This window comes from Enterobacter oligotrophicus (assembly GCF_009176645.1).
Lineage (GTDB): Bacteria > Pseudomonadota > Gammaproteobacteria > Enterobacterales > Enterobacteriaceae > Enterobacter > Enterobacter oligotrophicus.
This window is the reverse complement of the sequence record NZ_AP019007.1, coordinates 3,426,089-3,444,603: the sequence shown is the minus strand read 5'-3', so window position 1 is coordinate 3,444,603 and position 18,515 is coordinate 3,426,089. Positions and strand designations below refer to the sequence as shown.

The window sequence follows — 18,515 nt, the reverse complement described above, 5'->3', positions numbered from 1 at the left end:
AGCGAAGCCTTACTTAACCATCTCTTTTTCAATTAACTGAATCAGGATGTGGATCACTTTGATGTGAATTTCCTGAATGCGGTCAGCATAACCGAAGTGCGGAACACGAATTTCGATGTCCGCCGTACCGTCCATCTTACCGCCATCTTTCCCGGTCAGGGTGATGACTTTCATCCCTTTTTCACGCGCTGCGGCAATTGCTTTAATCACGTTAGCGGAGTTACCGGAGGTTGAAATACCCAGCAGCACGTCGCCTTCACGTCCTACCGCTTCAACGTAACGGGAGAAAACATAGTCGTAACCGAAGTCATTACTGACGCAGGAGATGTGGCTCACGTCGGAAATCGCAATCGCCGGATAGCCTGGACGGTTCTCGCGATAACGCCCGGTCAGCTCTTCTGCGAAGTGCATCGCGTCACAGTGGGAGCCACCGTTACCGCAGGAGAGCACTTTGCCACCAGCTTTGAAGCTGTCGGCCAGCAGGACCGCCGCGCGCTGAATAGCGTGAATATTGGCATCATCTTTCAGAAAGTTAGCCAGCGTTTCCGCCGCTTCGTTCAGTTCGTTACGAATAAGATCCTGGTACATGAGGATAATCCTTCAGTATTGATGAAATAACACAGTGGAGTGTACCGGATAGCGATAAAAGCGAGAAGCTAAAGCCATGCGATTCATCCGGCGTTTTGATTTTTCGTGCCTGCAAACTCGCGAACAATGTGAACCAGGTTGTAATTATTTTGTAAACACATTGCTAAAGGAAATCACATCAACTACAACCATATCATCACAAGTGGTCAGACCTCCTACAAGCAAGGGAGCTTTTCTTTATGATGATTTTGAGCATTATCGCAACCGTTGTTCTGCTCGGTGTGCTGTTCTATCACCGTGTAAGTTTATTCCTGAGCAGCCTGATTCTTCTGGCCTGGACGGCTGCGCTTGGCGTCGCAGGTCTCTGGAATATCTGGCTTTTGGTTCCGCTGGCTATCATCCTGCTGCCGTTTAACTTTACGCCGATGCGTAAAGCGATGATCTCCGCACCTGTATTCAAAGGCTTCCGCAAAGTGATGCCGCCAATGTCGCGTACTGAGAAAGAAGCGATCGATGCAGGAACCACCTGGTGGGAAGGCGATCTGTTCCAGGGCAACCCGGACTGGAAAAAGCTGCACAACTATCCGCAGCCGCGTCTGACAGCAGAAGAACAGGCCTTTATTGATGGCCCGGTGGAAGAAGCGTGCCGCATGGCGAACGATTTTGCCATCACCCACGAAATGGCCGACCTGCCGCCGGAACTGTGGGCATATCTGAAGGAGCACCGCTTCTTCGCGATGATCATCAAGAAAGAGTACGGCGGCCTGGAATTCTCCGCTTATGCTCAGGCTCGCGTGCTGCAAAAGCTGGCGGGTGTCTCCGGTATTCTGGCAATCACCGTTGGTGTACCTAACTCCTTAGGCCCAGGCGAACTGCTGCAGCATTACGGGACCAAAGAGCAGAAAGATCACTACCTGCCGCGTCTGGCGCGTGGTCAGGAAATCCCTTGTTTCGCACTGACCAGCCCGGAAGCGGGCTCTGACGCAGGTGCAATCCCCGATACCGGCGTAGTCTGTATGGGCGAGTGGCAGGGCGAGCAGGTGCTGGGTATGCGCCTGACCTGGAACAAACGTTATATTACGCTGGCCCCTGTCGCCACCGTGCTCGGTCTGGCGTTTAAACTCTCCGACCCGGAAAAACTGCTGGGTGGCGAAGAGGATCTGGGCATTACCTGTGCGCTGATCCCAACCTCAACGCCAGGCATTGAAATTGGCCGTCGCCACTTCCCGCTGAACGTACCGTTCCAGAACGGCCCAACCCGTGGTCAGGATATCTTTGTACCGATTGACTACATCATCGGTGGCCCGAAAATGGCCGGTCAGGGCTGGCGTATGCTGGTGGAATGTCTGTCGGTGGGCCGCGGTATTACCCTGCCGTCGAACTCTACCGGTGGCCTGAAATCGGTGGCGATGGGGATTGGTGCCTATGCTCATATCCGCCGTCAGTTCAAAATCTCCATCGGCAAAATGGAAGGTATCGAAGAGCCGCTGGCGCGTATCGCGGGTAACGCCTATGTGATGGACGCCGCTGCGTCGTTAATTACCTACGGCATTATGCTGGGCGAAAAACCGGCCGTGCTGTCCGCGATTGTGAAGTACCACTGTACTCACCGCGCGCAGCAGTCAATCATCGACGCGATGGATATTGCGGGCGGTAAAGGCATTATGCTCGGCGAAGGCAACTTCCTGGCGCGCGGCTATCAGGGCGCACCGATTGCCATCACCGTGGAAGGGGCAAATATCCTGACCCGAAGCATGATGATCTTCGGCCAGGGCGCGATTCGTTGCCATCCGTACGTGCTGGAAGAGATGGCGGCCGCGCAGAATAACGACGTGGATGCCTTCGACAAGCTGCTGTTCAAACATATCGGTCACGTGGGCAGCAACAAGGTGCGCAGCTTCTGGCTGGGCCTGACGCGCGGCCTGACCAGCGCGACGCCAACCGGTGATGCAACCAAACGTTACTACCAGCATTTGAACCGTCTGAGCGCGAACCTGGCTCTGCTGTCTGATGTTTCCATGGCCGTGCTGGGCGGAAGCCTGAAGCGTCGTGAGCGTATCTCTGCCCGTCTGGGCGATGTGCTGAGCCAGATCTTCCTGGCCTCTGCGGTTCTGAAACGTTACGACGACGAAGGTCGCCAGGAAGCGGATCTGCCGCTGGTGCACTGGGGCGTGCAGGATGCAATGTATCAGGCTGAGCAGGCGATTGACGATCTGCTGGCAAACTTCCCGAACCGCTTTGTGGCGGGTGCCCTGCGCGTGGTGATCTTCCCGACCGGACGTCATCACCTGGCACCGTCCGATAAGCTGGATCACAAAGTAGCGAAGATCCTGCAGATACCGAGTGCAACCCGCTCCCGTATCGGCCGTGGTCAGTATCTGGCCCCAACGCCGCATAACCCGGTAGGTCTGCTGGAAGAGGCTCTGCTGGATGTGATGGCCGCCGACCCGATTCACCAGAAGATCTGTAAACAGCTGGGCAAAAACCTGCCGTTTACCCGTCTGGATGAACTGGCGAAACAGGCGCTGGCGGGCGGGATCATCGACAACAATGAAGCCGCTATTCTGGTGAAAGCTGAAGAGAGCCGTCTGCGCAGTATTAACGTGGATGATTTCGAACCGGATGAGCTGGCGACACAGCCGGTAAAGCTGCCGGAGAAGGTCCGCAAACCTGAAGCCGCATAACGCGTTTCGCTCTGCCAAACCCCGCCTCAGGCGGGGTTTTTTATTGCCACATTTTCTTGTTATGACGTGCTACAGTGTCAAAAAAGCGGTCTTTTGAGGAGTCTGTATCGTGCCTGGTCTGAAGATTTCTATTTTGCAGCAACCTTTAGTGTGGATGGACGGCCCCGCCAACCTTCGCCATTTTGATCGTCAACTGGAAGAGATTACCGGGCGAGATGTGATTGTCCTGCCGGAGATGTTTACCACGGGCTTTGCAATGGAGGCCGCTAAACAGTCGATGCCGCAGGATGAAGTCGTCGCCTGGATGCACGCCAAAGCGCAGGAGACCAACGCGCTGATCGCCGGGAGCGCCGCGCTGCAAACCGAACGTGGGCCGGTTAACCGCTTCCTGCTGGTTGAGCCGGAAGGGAAAGTCCATTTCTACGATAAACGCCACCTTTTCCGCATGGCAGATGAGCATCATCACTATGAAGCGGGTAATGAACGAGTGGTGTTTGAGTGGCGCGGCTGGCGCATCCTGCCGCTGGTCTGCTATGACCTGCGCTTCCCGGTGTGGTCACGCAACCGCAACGATTACGACCTGGCGTTATACGTCGCCAACTGGCCTGCGCCGCGCTCGCTGCACTGGCAGGCACTGCTGGTGGCGCGCGCCATTGAGAATCAGGCGTACGTGGTGGGCTGTAACCGCGTGGGAACGGACGGTAACGGGCATCACTATCGTGGAGACAGCCGGGTGGTAAACCCGCAGGGAGAGATTATCGCCACCGCCGAGCCGCATCAGGCGACGCGGATTGATGCGGAGCTGTCGCTAACGGCACTGAAGGAGTATCGGGAGAAGTTTCCGGCATGGCAGGATGCTGACCCGTTTAGCATTGAGTGAAAAAAGCCGGGTGGCGGCTACGCCTTACCCGGCCTACAAAAAGCACAACGTAGGCCCGGTAAGCGCAGCGCCACCGGGCGTTAATTAACTCACCAACGCCTGCCCGTCTTTGCGGCTTTCCGTCGCGGCAACGTAGTGCCCTTCCGGCATACGATAGATCACCTGTGCACCGCCGAAGTTGTAATCCTGCAACGGATCTTCCACCACGATCTGGTGCCCGCGCTCACGCAGTGCGGCAATGATATTGCGATCAAACGTCGATTCGACGATCACCTCCCTGCCCTGCACCACGCGCCAACGCGGCGCGTCGATCGCCGCCTGCGGGTTTTGCCCGTGCAGCATAATGCGTAGTGCCATCTGCATGTGCCCTTGCGCCTGCATCGGCCCGCCCATCACACCGAAGGACATCAGCGGCTTACCGTTGCCGTCCATCGCAAAGCCCGGAATGATAGTGTGGAACGGACGCTTGCCGCCTGCCAGCGCATTCGGGTGTTTCGGGTCGAGCACAAAACCGCAGCCCCGGTTTTGCAGGCTGATGCCGGTGTCCGGCACCACGATCCCTGAACCGAAGCCCATATAGTTGGACTGTATAAAGGAGATCATCATCCCGCTGGCATCCGCAGCGCTCAGGTAAACCGTGCCGCTCTGCGTTGGAGAACCGTAGACAAAATCAGAGGCTTTATCATGGTTGATCAGTGCCGCACGTGACTTCAGATAATGATCGCTCAGCAGCTCTTTTGCCGCGAACTCCATGTGTTCTTCATCCGCCACGTAGCGGTCGAGATCCGCCAGTGCCAGCTTCATCGCTTCTATGGATAAATGCAGGGACTGCACGGAGTCCGGATGATGCTGCTCAATACCGCACTGTTCCAGAATACCGAGCGCAATCAGCGTGGCGATCCCCTGGCCGTTTGGCGGTAGCTCCTGCACCGAACCGCCTGCGAAATCACGCGACAGCAGTTCCACCCAGTCAACGCGATGGTTTGCCAGATCCTCAGCCGTCAGATGCGCGCTGTGCTCTTTGGCAAAGGCCGCAATTTTCTGCGCCAGCTCGCCACGGTAAAACGCTTCACCGTTGGTTTTGGCAATCAGCTCCAGCGAGTTCGCCTGCGCCGGATTACGGAAGATTTCGCCCACGCGTGGCGCACGGCCTTCTGGCGCGAAACAGGCGCTGAAGCCGGGCTGATCTTTCAGCTTGTTGTAGCCGCGCTGCCAGAGATGACCAATCAGCGGGGAGACCGGGAAACCGTTGCGCGCATACTCAATCGCAGGCTGCGCCAGCGTGGTCAGTGGCAGTGTGCCAAAACGTTCCGCGAGCGCCACCCAGCCCGATACGGCACCGGGCACCGTCACCGCATCCCAGCCAATTTCCGGCACGGCGGTTTTACCGGCAAACAGATCCGCATGCCAGCTGGCAGGTGAGCGGCCGGACGCATTCAGACCGTGAAGTTTTTCACCATCCCAGACAATCGCAAACGCATCGCTGCCAATGCCGTTGCCGGTAGGCTCAACAACCGTCAACGCCATTGCGGTGGCAACCGCCGCATCGACAGCATTACCACCCAGTTGCAGCATACGCATACCTGCCTGAGCCGCCAGCGGCTGGGAGGTGGCAACAGCGTTATGGCCCATCATCGGTGGGCGTCGTGAAGCGTAACCGGACGTAAAATCAAGCGCTTTGGTCATCATGACTCCTTAGTCGTGGCGCGGATCGAGCGCATCGCGCAGCCCGTCACCGAGTAAATTAAAGCCCTGCACGGCGAGGAAAATCGCCACGCCGGGGAAAACAGACATCCACGGAGCTTGCTCAAGAAACCCTTTGGCGGTGTTGAGCATGGAGCCCCAGGACGGGTTTGGCGGCTGTTGCCCTAAACCCAGAAACGAGAGGCTGGCTTCCGCGATAATCGCCGACGCTATCGCCAGCGTGGCCTGCACCAGAATCGGCGACATGACGTTCGGCAGCACATATTTGATGATGATCCAGCGATCCGGCAGGCCAATCGCCCGCGCGCCGTCAATGTACTCTTCATTACGAATGGCGATCACCTGGCCGCGCGTCAGGCGGGCGAAGATCGGCATCGCCGAGAGGCCAATGGCGATCATCGCGTTGGTCAGGCTTGGGCCTAAGAATGCCCCAAGCGCGATCGCCATGATCAGAAATGGGCAGGCAAGCAGCGCTTCAATAAAGCGCGAAATGACGCCGTCCCACATTTTCTGGAAATAACCCGCCACCAGCCCCAGCGGCACGCCAATGACGACGGCGATCACCACCGACATACAGCCCGCCATCAGCGAGGTTCTCGCCCCCCAGATAATGCGGGACAAGATATCGCGTCCCAGTTCATCGGTGCCGAACCAGTACATCGCCGACGGCGCTTTGCGCACCGCCAGAAAGTTGGCTTTCACCGGATCAAACGGCGCGATCCACGGTGCCAGCAGGGCCACCAGCACAAAGAAGCCCACCACCACCGCGCCAATCACCGCGCTTTTATTGGCAAGGAACTTCTTCAGTACCCTGTTCTGCGCGCGCGGCAGCGCAGGCGCAACGGTTTGAGTCGTCAGTTCCGCCATCGTTAACCTCGCATTTTCGGGTTGATAAGGACGTAAAGTACGTCGGCCAGCAGGTTCAGCATCAGAAAGCCGATCGCCACAATCAGTACCACGCCCTGCACCACCGCATAGTCACGGTTAAACACCGAGTCGACGATCATCTTGCCGAAGCCCGGAATGGTGAAGACCTGCTCAGTCAGTACCGCGCCGCCCAGCAGCTCGCCGAACAGCAGCGTGGTGAGGGTGATCACCGGCACCAGCGCATTGCGAAACGCGTGCTTTAAAATCACAGCTTTTGGCAGTAGCCCTTTAGCCCGCGCGGTGCGAATGTAGTCTGCTTTCAGTACCGCAATCATCGAAGCGCGGGTATGGCGCATCAGCGTCGCCGCCAGACCGGTGCCGAGTACGGAAGCGGGCAGCAGCAGCGTACGCAAATTCTGGATTGGATCTTCGCTGAACGGTACATAACCCGACGCAGGTAACCATTGCAGGTTCACCGAAAAGACCAGAATCAGCAGGATACCCAACCAGAAATGCGGTATTGAGATCCCTGAGATCGCCACAAAATTCGCCCCGTGATCGACCCAACTGTTTTTGTTCACCGCGGCGAGTATCCCCATGCTGATGCCAAACACCAGCGCGATAATCATCGCCAGCAGCGACAGCTCCAGCGTGACCGGCAGCTTGCTGGCAATCAGCTGCGTCACCGGTTCGTGCGTGCGTAAGGAGACACCCAGATCGCCCTGCAACGCGCGCGTCAGCCAGTTGAAATACTGTACGGGGATCGGCGCATCAAGGTTCAGTTCCGCACGCAGCTGGGCGATGACCGCCGGGTCGCGCTCCTCTCCGGCCATGGCGATCAGCGGGTCGCCGGGCAGCAGCTTTTGCAACCCGAACACCATCATGCTCACCAGCAATAGCGTCGGAATGGCCAGCAGCAGACGTTTGCAAATCAGTTCCAGCATGGGTTCTCCTCAGGACGTTTATTTCGCCAGCGTCAAACCGGCCAGACGCACGATGCCATCCGGGTACGGCTTAAAGCCCTGCACGCTCTTGTTCAGGCCAAAAATGCGCGGTTCGAAGTAGAGATAGGCAATCGGCATGTCGGTCTGCAGTTGTTTCACCACGTTGTCGTACAGCGGCTGGCGTGCGGTCTGGTCGGTACTCTGGCGCGCCTGCGTCAGCCATTCATCCACCTGCGCGTTGCTGTAACGCCCGTCGTTCAGGGTACCTTTGCTGTGGATAAAGCCGTAGATACTGCCGTCCGGATCGGGGCGACCCGACCAGCCAGAGAAGCTCAGCTGATAGTCACCGCTCTGCTGGCGGTCCAGCAGCGTAGCGAACTCGGTCATTTGCAGGTTCAGGTTAAAGCCCGCCTCGGCCACCATCGCCTGCAGCACCTGGCCGACCTGCTGCGAGGTTGGGTTATTTGGCACCAGCAGGTTGACGGTCAGCGGCGTGGTAACACCGGCGGCTTTCAGCAGTGCTTTGGCTTTATCCACATCTCGCGGAGGAACCGGCAGATTAACGTGATACGGGCTCACCGTAGAAAACGCCTGGTTTGCCGGGGTGTATAACCCTTCAAAAACAACCTGGTTTAACGCATCGCGGTCAATGGCCTGAGAAAACGCCTCACGCACGCGAGCGTCCTTGAACGGATCGTTCGCTGGCACTTTGCCGTTGTTGATGTTGAAAGTGATGCCCTGATAACCCAGCCCCGTCACCTTCGCCAGCGCCAGCTTGCTGTCGGCTTCCACGGTTTTCACATCGCTTGCGGCAATGCCTTCCGTCAAATCGAGATCGCCTGCCCTCAGGTTCGCCAGACGCACGGAGGCATCCGGGATCGGCAGGTAGATAATTTTGTCGAAGTGGTAGGCGTCTTTGTTCCAGTAGTTGTCGAAACGCGTCAGAACAATGCGATCCTGCGAAACGCGGCTGTCGAACTTGTACGGGCCGGAACAGACCGGATGGGCGGCAAAATCAGGTTTTTTCGCCGCGTTCGGGGCCATCATCGCCCCCGCGCGGTCGGTAAGCTGCATCAGCAACGCAGCGTCTGGCGTTTTCAGATGCAGGGCAATCTGCATTGGGCCGGTGACGTCAATCGACTCTACAGATGAAATCTCGCTTTTACGCAACGAGCCTTTTAAGGTCAGGGCGCGATCGAGGTTGTATTTTGCCGCAGCCGCATCGAATTTTTCACCATCGTGGAAGGTGACGCCTTCGCGCAGGTCCATGGTCAGCGTTTTTCCGTCGTTACTCCAGGCCCACGATTTCGCCAGACCCGGCACCACTTTCAGATGTTCGTCGACGTCCACCAGCCTGTCGCACAAAGAGGCAAAGACGAAGCGGCCATAGTAAGTGCGCGCCAGATGCGGATCGAGCATGTCCGGGTCAGCCCCCAGACCGATTCGCAGCACGCTTTCAGAATGGGCGGGCAGCGCCGCGCCAAGCAACATAACACTTCCCAGTACGGTCAAAAGAGAATTACGCATTGTCATTATCATGAGTTCCTTGAAGGAAGGGAGGAGTGAGAGGCCGCGTGTTCAAACAGCGCGCGGCGGCGCAGAAATGCGGCAGATGGTGGAGCTATCTGGATAACACCGCGATCGCGGTTAATCTCCTGCCAGCGGTGGCAGGCAACCTGACGTCCGCCGTCGAGCACCTGGTTGATCGGCTCGACCTGGCGGCATTCATCCGTCACGTACGGGCAACGGGTGTGGAACCGGCAGCCGGACGGCGGGCTGGCCGGGTTCGGTAAATCCCCCTGCAACAGCGGTGCATCTCGTTCAACGCCTGGCTGCATCTGTGGTGCCGAGGCAATCAGCGCCTGGGTATATGGGTGCAACGGCGCGTCAAAGATCTCGTCTACGGTGGCAAGCTCAACGATTTGCCCGAGATACATCACCGCCACGCGGTCGCTCATATGGCGGATAACCGCCAGACCGTGGGCGACAATTACCATCGTCAGCCCCAACTGGTGCTTGAGGCTTTCCAGCAGGTTTACTACCTGCGCCTGGACGGAAACGTCCAGCGCGGAAACCGGTTCATCGCCCAGCAGCAGTTTTGGACCGGAAGCCAGCGCGCGCGCAATACCGATGCGCTGGCGCTGCCCGCCGGAAAATTCATGCGGATAACGACCGGCCCAGGCCGCAGGCAGGCCCACGGTTTTGAGCAGCTCAGCAACGCGATACTGACGATCGGCCTTTTTCATATTCTGGTGCAGCCACAGCGGTTCACCGACGATCTGCTCGACCGTCATACGCGGATTCAGCGAGGCAAAAGGGTCCTGAAAGATGATTTGCAGTTCACGGCGTAGCTGATTCAGGCGTGTGCCTGAAGCATGGGTTATCTCTTCGCCCTGATAAAATACGCGCCCTTCGCTGGCCGCCAGCAGACGCAGGAGCAGACGGCCGAGCGTGGATTTGCCAGAACCGGATTCACCCACAATCGCCAGCGTTTCGCCCGGCATAACGGAAAGGGAAACGCGATCGACTGCCGTGACAAAGCGTGCCGGAGTGAACAGTTTTTTAGGGCCGGGGAAGCGTTTGCTCAGGTCACGGGCTTCAAGTATCGGCGTGGTCATGCGATTTCTCCCAGGGCAATGTGCTGTTCCAGCGGCACGCGGAAACAGGCCACCTGATGCCCTGCGCCAAGCGTATTGAGCTGCGGTTTTTCAGCGTGACAACGCGTCTGTGCGAAGGGACAACGGGTGGCAAAGCGGCAGCCTTGCGGCATGGATTCCGGTAACGGCACCGCACCGGGAATAGTGGATAGCTGGCCTTTGCGTGCGCCAAGCGAGGGAATTGAGCCCATCAATCCGATAGTGTATGGGTGCTGGGGATCGGCAAAAATCGCCTCTACGCTTCCCTGCTCTACCACCTGCCCGGCATACATAACCGCCACCTGCTGCGCGACCTCCGCTACCACACCTAAATCGTGGGTGATCATCAGCACCGCCGTGCCCGTTTCTTGTTTTAAGGTATTGAGCAGAGTGAGGATTTGCGCCTGAATGGTGACGTCGAGCGCGGTAGTGGGTTCATCGGCAATCAGTAAACGCGGGTGGTTAATCAGCGCCATTGCAATCATTACGCGCTGGCGCATCCCCCCGGAAAGCTGGTGAGGATAAGCCCTAAGACGCATCTCAGCCGCCGGGATCTGGACTTTTTCCAGAATGCGCAGCGCGACATTCATCGCCTCTGTACGCGAGACGTTCTGGTGGCGCATGACCGCTTCGCTGAGTTGATCGCCCAGCGTAAAAGCGGGATTCAGCGAAGTCATCGGCTCCTGGAAAATCATCGCCAGCTCACTGCCACGCAGATCGGCATATTCACGCGGCGAGAGTTTTCGCAGGTCGTGACGGCGAAACTGCATCTCGCCGCTGACAATCTGTGCGCTGGTAGGCAGTAAGCCCATCAGCGCTAACGAGGTGATGCTTTTCCCGCAGCCGGACTCTCCTACCAGCGCCAGCGTTTCACCTGATTTTACGGTCAGCGAGATGCCATCAAGCACGCTGACCGGTGAGCCCGCAAATTTAACATTAAGATTTTGCAGCCGTAATACGGGAGTGGCATCCTTAAAGGGGATCGTCGTCATAGCGTGGAGTCGTCCTCAAGGTGAATTGCCTGAATCAGGGCGTTTTGCAGGCTGAGCAGATGCTCGCGCATGGCAGTTGCGGCCTCATTAGGCTGGCGGTGGATGATCGCGGACATGATTTTATGATGATGGTCGTTGTAGCTATCGACACGTTCAGGCGTGCGGGCCAGCTCTCGCAGATGCTGCCAGCCCGGTTCGCGCCGGACGGCGTCAATGGCATCAAAAAGCCCGAGCATCAGGCGGTTGCCTGCGGCTTCGGCAATCGCGCGGTGGAAGGCGCTATCCCACAGTTCATTCAGGTCACGGTCATCCGGGCTGACCTTATCAATGCGTTCCAGCATGCGCTGCATGAGCGCGAGGTTTTCCCTGGTGGCACGCAGTGCCGCAAGTCGGGCTAAGCCGGGTTCGAGCTGCAGACGAGCTTCCATGACTTCCAGCAAATTGGTTTGCTGAACCAATCCCTGAAGGGCCAGCGGCTCCACGGGGGCTGCGGGACCAATAAAAGTACCTTTACCCTGTTTACGCCAGATACGCCCCTCCTCTTCCAGCACGTCCAGCGCACGACGGACTTCACGTCGCCCTACGCCGAGTGTTTCCGACAGCTCACGCTCAGTGGGCAGCGGAATGCCTGGTGTTGACTCGTGCTGGTTGATTAGCCCGCGCAATTGCTCCAGCGCGGTGCTGGAATTTGCCAAAAACCGTGACGGTTTTTCCATATTGGTTCGCTCGCTGTCATCATTGCTTTATTTTTATTAACGATAAGTTATTGATATGACGTGCAACTTACCGTGCTAATGATTAAGCAATTAACGAACCAATGAATCATTGGTTCGGGAACTTTCTGGAAAATGAACAGTAACTGAATGATTTTCGGTGAATTATTTTTACATAATTGTTACAAGAAGAAACGCTACAGAGTTAGTTGTGGTGATGACATGCACAAACTTAGTGCAATTAATGCACTACAATCGCGCATTTGTTAATTAAATGCACCACATATATTAACTTATTGTTAACGAAAAGGAGGTTTTTTTGAGAAGGATTAAACGACGAAGGCCTGAATCATTTCTGATTCAGGCCTTCTGAATAGTGGCGGAACGGACGGGACTCGAACCCGCGACCCCCTGCGTGACAGGCAGGTATTCTAACCGACTGAACTACCGCTCCACTGTTCCCGTTGGGGAACGAGGCGCATATTACGGTTTGCCTCTGAACTCGTCAACGCTTTTTCTTACGTTTTGAATCGTTTGCTGCAAAAATCGCCCAAGCGGTGATTTTACAGGCATTCAGGCATCGCTTAAGCACGCCACAGGCAACTTCCGCCCTTCTTCTGCACTAAATCCAGGCGGGATTCATGGTTCAGTAATTCTTCATCGCTGGCTAAAACAACCCGCAAGCGACTCGCCTGGCGGACAATACGCTGGATTCCCGCTTCACCCTGCGTCTGCTGGGCTTCATTTTCCATACTGAATTTCATCGACGTTTGACCGCCGGTCATGGTCAGGAAAACATCGGCCAGGATTTGGGCATCGAGCAATGCGCCGTGCAGCGTTCGCTTGGTGTTGTCTATTTCATAGCGCGAGCAAAGTGCATCAAGGCTGTTACGCTTGCCGGGGAACATCTTCCTTGCCAGCGCCAGGCTATCGGTGACTTTACAGAACGTATTCGTTTTCGGAATATCACGATTCAGTTTGCTGAATTCATAATCCATAAAGCCGATATCGAACGACGCGTTATGGATGACAAGCTCTGCACCTTTGATGTATTCAAGGAATTCATCCGCCACATCCGCAAAGGTCGGCTTATCGAGCAAAAACTCATCCGCAATACCGTGAACGCCGAACGCTTCCGGGTCCACCAGCCGATCGGGTTTAAGGTAAACGTGGAAGTTGTTCCCCGTGAGACGACGGTTCACTACCTCTACAGCACCAATCTCAATGATCTTGTGCCCTTCGTAGTGCGCGCCGATCTGGTTCATACCGGTGGTTTCGGTATCAAGAACAATCTGGCGAGTAATTGCAGTGCTCATAGCGGTCATTTATGTCAGACTTATCGTTTAACTGAACGTTTCAAATACAGGAAGTCTACCAGAGATGCGTAAACAGGTAGAAATTTTCACCGATGGATCTTGTCTCGGCAATCCGGGGCCTGGCGGTTATGGTGCCATTATGCGCTATAGACAGCACGAAAAAACTTTTAGCGAAGGCTATTTTCTGACCACCAATAACCGTATGGAGTTGATGGCGGCTATCGTGGCGCTGGAAGCCTTAAAAGAGCATTGCGACGTGGTGCTAAGCACCGACAGCCAGTATGTGCGCCAGGGCATAACACAGTGGATACATAACTGGAAAAAACGCGGCTGGAAAACAGCAGACAAGAAGCCGGTCAAGAATGTGGATCTCTGGAAGCGTCTGGATGCCGCGCTGGGCCAGCACGAAATCAAATGGGAATGGGTAAAAGGTCACGCTGGTCATCCTGAGAACGAACGCTGCGACGAACTGGCGCGTGCGGCTGCGTCCAACCCAACTCATGAAGATGCTGGCTATCAGCCCGAATCCTGATCAGGGTTCTCTGAACTGCCGGGTGGCCCCCACCGTCTGACGAATCCGCGTTTTCGATTTGCTTTGCTTCATTGGGTTAAGCGTAAGGGGGATCGTCCGCTTACGCGCCACAATAAACTGCATACATCCTAACGCTGGCAAATGGGTACTCAGCAAGACGCCGCCCTGCCGCGACCAGGGCAGCACCTGGAAACTACCGTAGCCGAGCACTTCAAAATTCAGCAGTGAAAGCCAGTCCAGCTGGCGCATCATCGTGAACATGCGGCTGTTGTAAGGTGGCGTGCGGCGCAACACTGGCACCAGCTTGCGCAGCCCCATCAGGCTCAGCGGATTGAAACCGCTCAGCACCAGCCAGCCGTCATCGATCAGAACGCGATCGGCCTCGCGTAGCAGACGATGGGGATCGCTGCACCAGGGCAAAGTATGCGCGAGCAGACAGGCATCAACGGATTTTTCAGCAAAAGGCAAATGCAGTGGGTCAGCTTTTACCTGAACGGGTAAACCGTTGAGAGAGACATTAACCTGATGAGAGATAGCGCAGCTTTCGGTATTGATTTCCGCGCTGAGATTGCCAATCTTAAGCAGGTGAAACCCATACATTTTTGCGAGCCAGGGTTTAAGCTGTTGTTCTAACGCTTCGCGATAGTATTCACCCCAGGGCAATTCTGCCCAACGTTCCGGTGCTGCGACAGTCTGAGGTATCCTTGCCGGTTTCATCAAAACACCCGCCACGCTATAAGAGGTAATGTATGAATCTTATCAGTATTTCTGCCTTTGAGGACAATTACATCTGGGTTTTAGTCGATGACGATCGCAGATGCATTATTGTTGATCCCGGCGAATCTGCACCGATCCTGCGCGCTATTAAGGAAAATGGCTGGCAGCCGGAAGCCATCCTCTTGACCCATCATCATAACGATCATTTAGGTGGAGTCCCTGACCTGCTTGCACAATTCCCGCATCTGGTCGTTTATGGACCGAAAGAGACACAAAATAAGGGTACAACGCAAGTAGTCGAAGAAGGCGAAAATGTCTTCATACTGGGTTACGAATTTTCCGTAATTGCTACGCCAGGTCACACTTCAGGACATATTTGTTTCTACAGCAAACCTTATCTGTTTTGCGGCGATACGTTGTTCTCAGGCGGCTGTGGAAGACTCTTTGAAGGCAGCCCTGCACAGATGTACCAATCTTTACAAAAGATTAATGCATTGCCTGATGATACCGTCATATGTTGCGCACATGAGTATACATTAGGAAATATGAAGTTTGCTGCAAGCCTCTTACCGGACGATCTGGCGATTCAGGATTATTATCAGAAAGTTAAGGAGTTACGTGCAAAAAACCAAAATACACTGCCCGTAATTCTGAAAAATGAGCGTAAAATTAATGTATTTTTACGAACGGATGACACTGATTTAATTAATAAAATTAGCCAAGAAACAAATTTGCAACAACCAGAGGAGCGATTTGCATGGTTAAGGTCAAAGAAAGATAACTTCAGATAAATGCGGGTTGCCTTTTCAAAATTTCGCCGTTATCATCGCTCGTCTTTTAAGCAACTATTGACACACACATGAAGGCAAAAGCGATCTTACTCGCCTCTGTCCTGCTTGTGGGTTGCCAGTCGCAAAACGGCAGCAACGTACCGCAGCATGCACAGAGCCTTTCTGCAGCTGGTCAAGGGGAAGCAGGGAAGTTTACAAGTTCGGCACGCTGGATGGACGATGGGACATCTTTCGCGCAGGATCAGGACTTGTGGGCCTCTATTGGCGACGAGCTAAAGATGGGAATTCCGGAAAATACCCGGATTCGCGAACAGAAACAGAAGTATTTGAGAAATAAGAGCTATCTCCACGATGTAACATTACGGGCAGAGCCGTATATGTACTGGATAGCCGGGCAAGTTAAAAAACGTAACATGCCTATGGAACTGGTACTACTACCCATAGTGGAGAGCGCTTTTGACCCACACGCGACGTCTGGTGCCAATGCCGCAGGCATTTGGCAGATCATTCCGAGCACAGGGCGCAATTATGGTTTGAAACAGACCCGCAGCTATGATGCGCGTCGTGATGTTGTCGCTTCCACGACAGCCGCTCTCGACATGATGCAACGTCTTAACAAGATGTTTGACGGCGACTGGTTGTTAACTGTCGCAGCGTATAACAGCGGCGAAGGTCGTGTACTGAAGGCAATGAAAGCGAATAAAGCGCGTGGTAAATCCACCGACTTCTGGTCGCTCTCACTGCCACAGGAAACGAAGGTTTACGTACCGAAGATGCTGGCATTGAGTGATATTCTCAAGAACAGCAAGCGTTACGGTGTACAACTGCCAACACCAGACGAAAGTCGTGCACTGGCGCGTGTTCGCCTCAGCAGCCCGGTTGATATTCAACAGGTTGCCGATATGACGGGTATGTCGGTAAGTAAACTGAAAACCTTTAATGCAGGCGTTAAAGGCTCAACGCTGGGGGCAAGTGGCCCGCAGTATGTCATGGTTCCGCAGAAACATGCTGAACAGTTACGTGAGTCTTTAGCTTCTGGTGAGATTGCAGCCGTTCAGTCAACACTGATCGCGGATGCTTCATCAGTAAGCAGTCGCAGCTATAAGGTTCGTTCAGGTGATACGCTTTCGGGTATTGCTGCGCGTCTAGGCGTGACGGCGAAAGATCTGCAGCAGTGGAATAACCTGCGCAGCTCCGGCCTGAAAGTGGGTCAAACTTTGACGGTGGGTGCGGGTAGCAGCGCACAGCGTCTCGCCAGAAACAGCGATAGTATTACCTATCGTGTTCGTAAAGGTGATTCGCTGTCCAGTATCGCAAAACGTCACGGCGTGAACATTAAAGATGTGATGCGCTGGAATAATGATACTGACAATCTGCAACCAGGCGACCAGCTAACACTGTTTGTGAAAAACAGCGCTACGCCAGACTCCTGATGACACGATCTTAAGATAAAAAGGCACCGATTCCCCCGGTGCCTTTTTTGTTTTACCCTGCTTTTTGCGCTTCAACCATGATGGTGTCGCTGGTAAATGAACCATCCTCCTGCAACTCAAAGTAAGCCTTCACTTCTGTAGAAGCGCTTTCCTGATACATCCGAATGGCCTGGCTTAACGCATCCGGCGTCCGCATACGTGCGATCCATGAGCTGAACTCCAGCGGCAAGCGATCCGTTGTTAATGAACGTGAGATCAAGCCCGCCTCGGTCATCAAGGTTAACCATGCCCCGCTGGAATAGTTTTGTACATGTGAGGTGTCACGCAGCGCCTCAACCGTCTGCAGCCAGATATCCCGCACCGGATGGCCAGGAGACATGACATCCATGATGATGACGATCCCGCCAGGCTTCAGCACGCGTTTTACTTCTCGTAATGCCTGGCCGACATCATGCCAGTGGTGCGCGGAGTAACGGCTGATGACAACGTCAAATGATGCATCCCCGAAGGGTAAGGATTCGGCATAGCCCTGACGCGTATCGACATTGGTCAGCCCTTTGGCTTTTGCGGCCCCGGCAACGACCTCCAGCATCTGGCTGGATAAGTCATACGCAGTAACCTGAGCCACCTGCTGCGCAGCTGTAAAGCTCGCGTGCCCGGCACCACAGCCTAAATCCAGCACGTGCGCCTGTGGGAAGGCAGCCAGACGCTCGCCGAGGCGAACCAGGTCACGACCAGAAGCATGCACGGCGCTATTCAGATAAGCGCTTGCCTGAGAGCCAAACTGTTTTTCTACGTTGTCATGATGGGAATGTGTTGTTGTCGTCATCGTACTGTCCTTTTGTTGGTTAAATAATAAAGGGCAGCACCCGCACAGGTCTGCCCCACGGCAGACCTGACATACCATTACTTATCAGGTTTGCCGGGACTGAATTCAACGAGTAGCGGATTGTGATCGGAGGCGCGCGTCACCAGGACGGAGGCGTCGTGCACACTTAAACCACGATAGAAAACAAAATCGAGAGGACGGCCAAACGCTTTTTTCCGCTGGTCATCATTAAAACGGACTTCTCGCAGCGACATTTCACGCGCAAAACGATACAGCGCATTCATGCGCGGACGGCTCCAGGCATTAAAATCCCCGGCCATAATGATTGGCCCGCTGTGATGGGCAATCTGGTCACCAATTGGAAGTAACTGCTTACTATAAACATCCACACCCAGACTGAAGTTTACTGCATGGATATTTACCACCATAAGCAGACGTGTATCCGGCAACGGATAGACCGTCACCAGCGCCGATTTTGCGAGACGCAGGATCGGCTCACGCTCCCGCAGCGGGCAGCAATAAACCGGATGTGCGGCAGAAAGGGTCATCACACCAGAAGGATGCTGCGGTAAGACAAACGCAGGCACCTGATCGGCGGCAAGATAGTTAGTGGTTGCAAACCGGACCAGCTCAGGCGTCGTTTGCGCCTCCTGCAACAGAACAAGATGAGCGTCCTTACCAAAATTCTTCAGCACCGATAACCACTCAGCGCGCTGTTGCTTAAAGATATTCCACACCAGCACACGAATTTTTTCATCACTGCTTAAAGGTGTGCCGGCGGGCAATGCCTGGCTAAGGCTCGCAAACGACCCCGGAGGCAAGATCCTCTCCGCAGGCAGTCCGGCAACATAACGCATGGCATAGGTATTTTTTCGCACTTTTGGAAACA

Annotated in this window: 17 protein-coding genes and 1 tRNA gene; 5 read left to right on the top strand and 13 right to left on the bottom strand. The window is 55.1% G+C overall.

All coding sequences use genetic code 11. From position 1 onward, the window contains the following. Positions 1-9: 9 nt before the first annotated feature. Positions 10-588 (bottom strand): D-sedoheptulose 7-phosphate isomerase, encoded by a 579-nt coding sequence (gene lpcA / locus EoCCA6_RS16470; RefSeq protein ID WP_152083550.1) that lies wholly within the window; start codon positions 586-588, stop codon positions 10-12. A gap of 239 nt (positions 589-827) precedes the next feature. Here lpcA and fadE point away from each other — a divergent pair, with 239 nt between their 5' ends. Both fadE and EoCCA6_RS16460 read left to right on the top strand, forming a co-directional pair. After that, positions 828-3,272, top strand: coding sequence for an acyl-CoA dehydrogenase FadE (gene fadE / locus EoCCA6_RS16465; protein WP_152083549.1), 2,445 nt, complete (start codon positions 828-830; stop codon positions 3,270-3,272). Positions 3,273-3,381: 109 nt separating this feature from the next. Beyond that, positions 3,382-4,152, top strand: coding sequence for an amidohydrolase (locus EoCCA6_RS16460; protein ID WP_152083548.1), 771 nt, complete (start codon positions 3,382-3,384; stop codon positions 4,150-4,152). 84 nt (positions 4,153-4,236) lie between these two features. Here EoCCA6_RS16460 and EoCCA6_RS16455 read toward each other — a convergent pair whose 3' ends face one another. From EoCCA6_RS16455 to dnaQ, 9 genes are all read right to left on the bottom strand, one after another. After that, positions 4,237-5,838 carry a gamma-glutamyltransferase family protein gene (locus EoCCA6_RS16455; protein WP_152084473.1) on the bottom strand — a complete coding sequence of 534 codons (1,602 nt, stop codon included), beginning with the start codon at positions 5,836-5,838 and terminating at the stop codon, positions 4,237-4,239. 9 nt (positions 5,839-5,847) lie between these two features. Next, positions 5,848-6,723 carry an ABC transporter permease gene (locus EoCCA6_RS16450; protein ID WP_048957588.1) on the bottom strand — a complete coding sequence of 292 codons (876 nt, stop codon included), beginning with the start codon at positions 6,721-6,723 and terminating at the stop codon, positions 5,848-5,850. A gap of 2 nt (positions 6,724-6,725) precedes the next feature. Next, entirely contained in the window at positions 6,726-7,667 is a 942-nt protein-coding gene (locus EoCCA6_RS16445) for an ABC transporter permease (protein WP_022647136.1), read from the bottom strand. Positions 7,668-7,685: 18 nt separating this feature from the next. Further along, positions 7,686-9,200 (bottom strand): ABC transporter substrate-binding protein, encoded by a 1,515-nt coding sequence (locus EoCCA6_RS16440; protein WP_174779600.1) that lies wholly within the window; start codon positions 9,198-9,200, stop codon positions 7,686-7,688. A gap of 2 nt (positions 9,201-9,202) precedes the next feature. After that, a complete protein-coding gene (locus tag EoCCA6_RS16435) occupies positions 9,203-10,285 on the bottom strand; it encodes an ABC transporter ATP-binding protein (RefSeq protein ID WP_152083547.1) in 1,083 nt (360 codons plus the stop codon). Next, the gene (locus EoCCA6_RS16430; RefSeq protein WP_152083546.1) at positions 10,282-11,295 is read right to left on the bottom strand and encodes an ABC transporter ATP-binding protein; all 1,014 of its coding nucleotides are present in this window, start codon (positions 11,293-11,295) and stop codon (positions 10,282-10,284) included. Before EoCCA6_RS16430 ends, EoCCA6_RS16435 begins: the two co-directional genes overlap by 4 nt. Beyond that, entirely contained in the window at positions 11,292-12,011 is a 720-nt protein-coding gene (locus EoCCA6_RS16425) for a FadR/GntR family transcriptional regulator (RefSeq protein ID WP_152083545.1), read from the bottom strand. The genes EoCCA6_RS16430 and EoCCA6_RS16425 overlap by 4 nt, the downstream gene beginning before the upstream one ends. A 374-nt stretch (positions 12,012-12,385) precedes the next feature. Beyond that, positions 12,386-12,462, bottom strand: a tRNA-Asp gene (locus EoCCA6_RS16420). A gap of 130 nt (positions 12,463-12,592) precedes the next feature. Next, positions 12,593-13,324, bottom strand: coding sequence for a DNA polymerase III subunit epsilon (dnaQ, locus tag EoCCA6_RS16415; protein WP_198440043.1), 732 nt, complete (start codon positions 13,322-13,324; stop codon positions 12,593-12,595). Between the two features lie 64 nt (positions 13,325-13,388). Between dnaQ and rnhA the strand changes: the two genes are divergently transcribed. Then, entirely contained in the window at positions 13,389-13,856 is a 468-nt protein-coding gene (rnhA, locus tag EoCCA6_RS16410; RefSeq protein WP_148420179.1) for a ribonuclease HI, read from the top strand. Here the strand turns inward: rnhA and EoCCA6_RS16405 are convergent, their stop codons facing one another. After that, positions 13,857-14,573: a class I SAM-dependent methyltransferase gene (locus EoCCA6_RS16405; protein WP_152083543.1), complete on the bottom strand. Its 717-nt coding sequence runs from the start codon at positions 14,571-14,573 to the stop codon at positions 13,857-13,859. Between the two features lie 32 nt (positions 14,574-14,605). On the opposite strand from EoCCA6_RS16405, the gene gloB reads away from it, so the two are divergent. Further along, entirely contained in the window at positions 14,606-15,364 is a 759-nt protein-coding gene (gene gloB / locus EoCCA6_RS16400) for a hydroxyacylglutathione hydrolase (RefSeq protein WP_152083542.1), read from the top strand. Positions 15,365-15,432: 68 nt separating this feature from the next. Beyond that, a complete protein-coding gene (gene mltD, locus EoCCA6_RS16395) occupies positions 15,433-16,797 on the top strand; it encodes a murein transglycosylase D (protein WP_152083541.1) in 1,365 nt (454 codons plus the stop codon). Between the two features lie 52 nt (positions 16,798-16,849). Here the strand turns inward: mltD and EoCCA6_RS16390 are convergent, their stop codons facing one another. Next, positions 16,850-17,626, bottom strand: a complete 777-nt coding sequence (locus EoCCA6_RS16390) for a class I SAM-dependent methyltransferase (protein ID WP_152083540.1) — start codon at positions 17,624-17,626, stop codon at positions 16,850-16,852. Positions 17,627-17,703: 77 nt separating this feature from the next. Next, the gene (locus tag EoCCA6_RS16385) at positions 17,704-18,504 is read right to left on the bottom strand and encodes an endonuclease/exonuclease/phosphatase family protein (protein WP_152083539.1); all 801 of its coding nucleotides are present in this window, start codon (positions 18,502-18,504) and stop codon (positions 17,704-17,706) included. Positions 18,505-18,515: the final 11 nt, after the last annotated feature.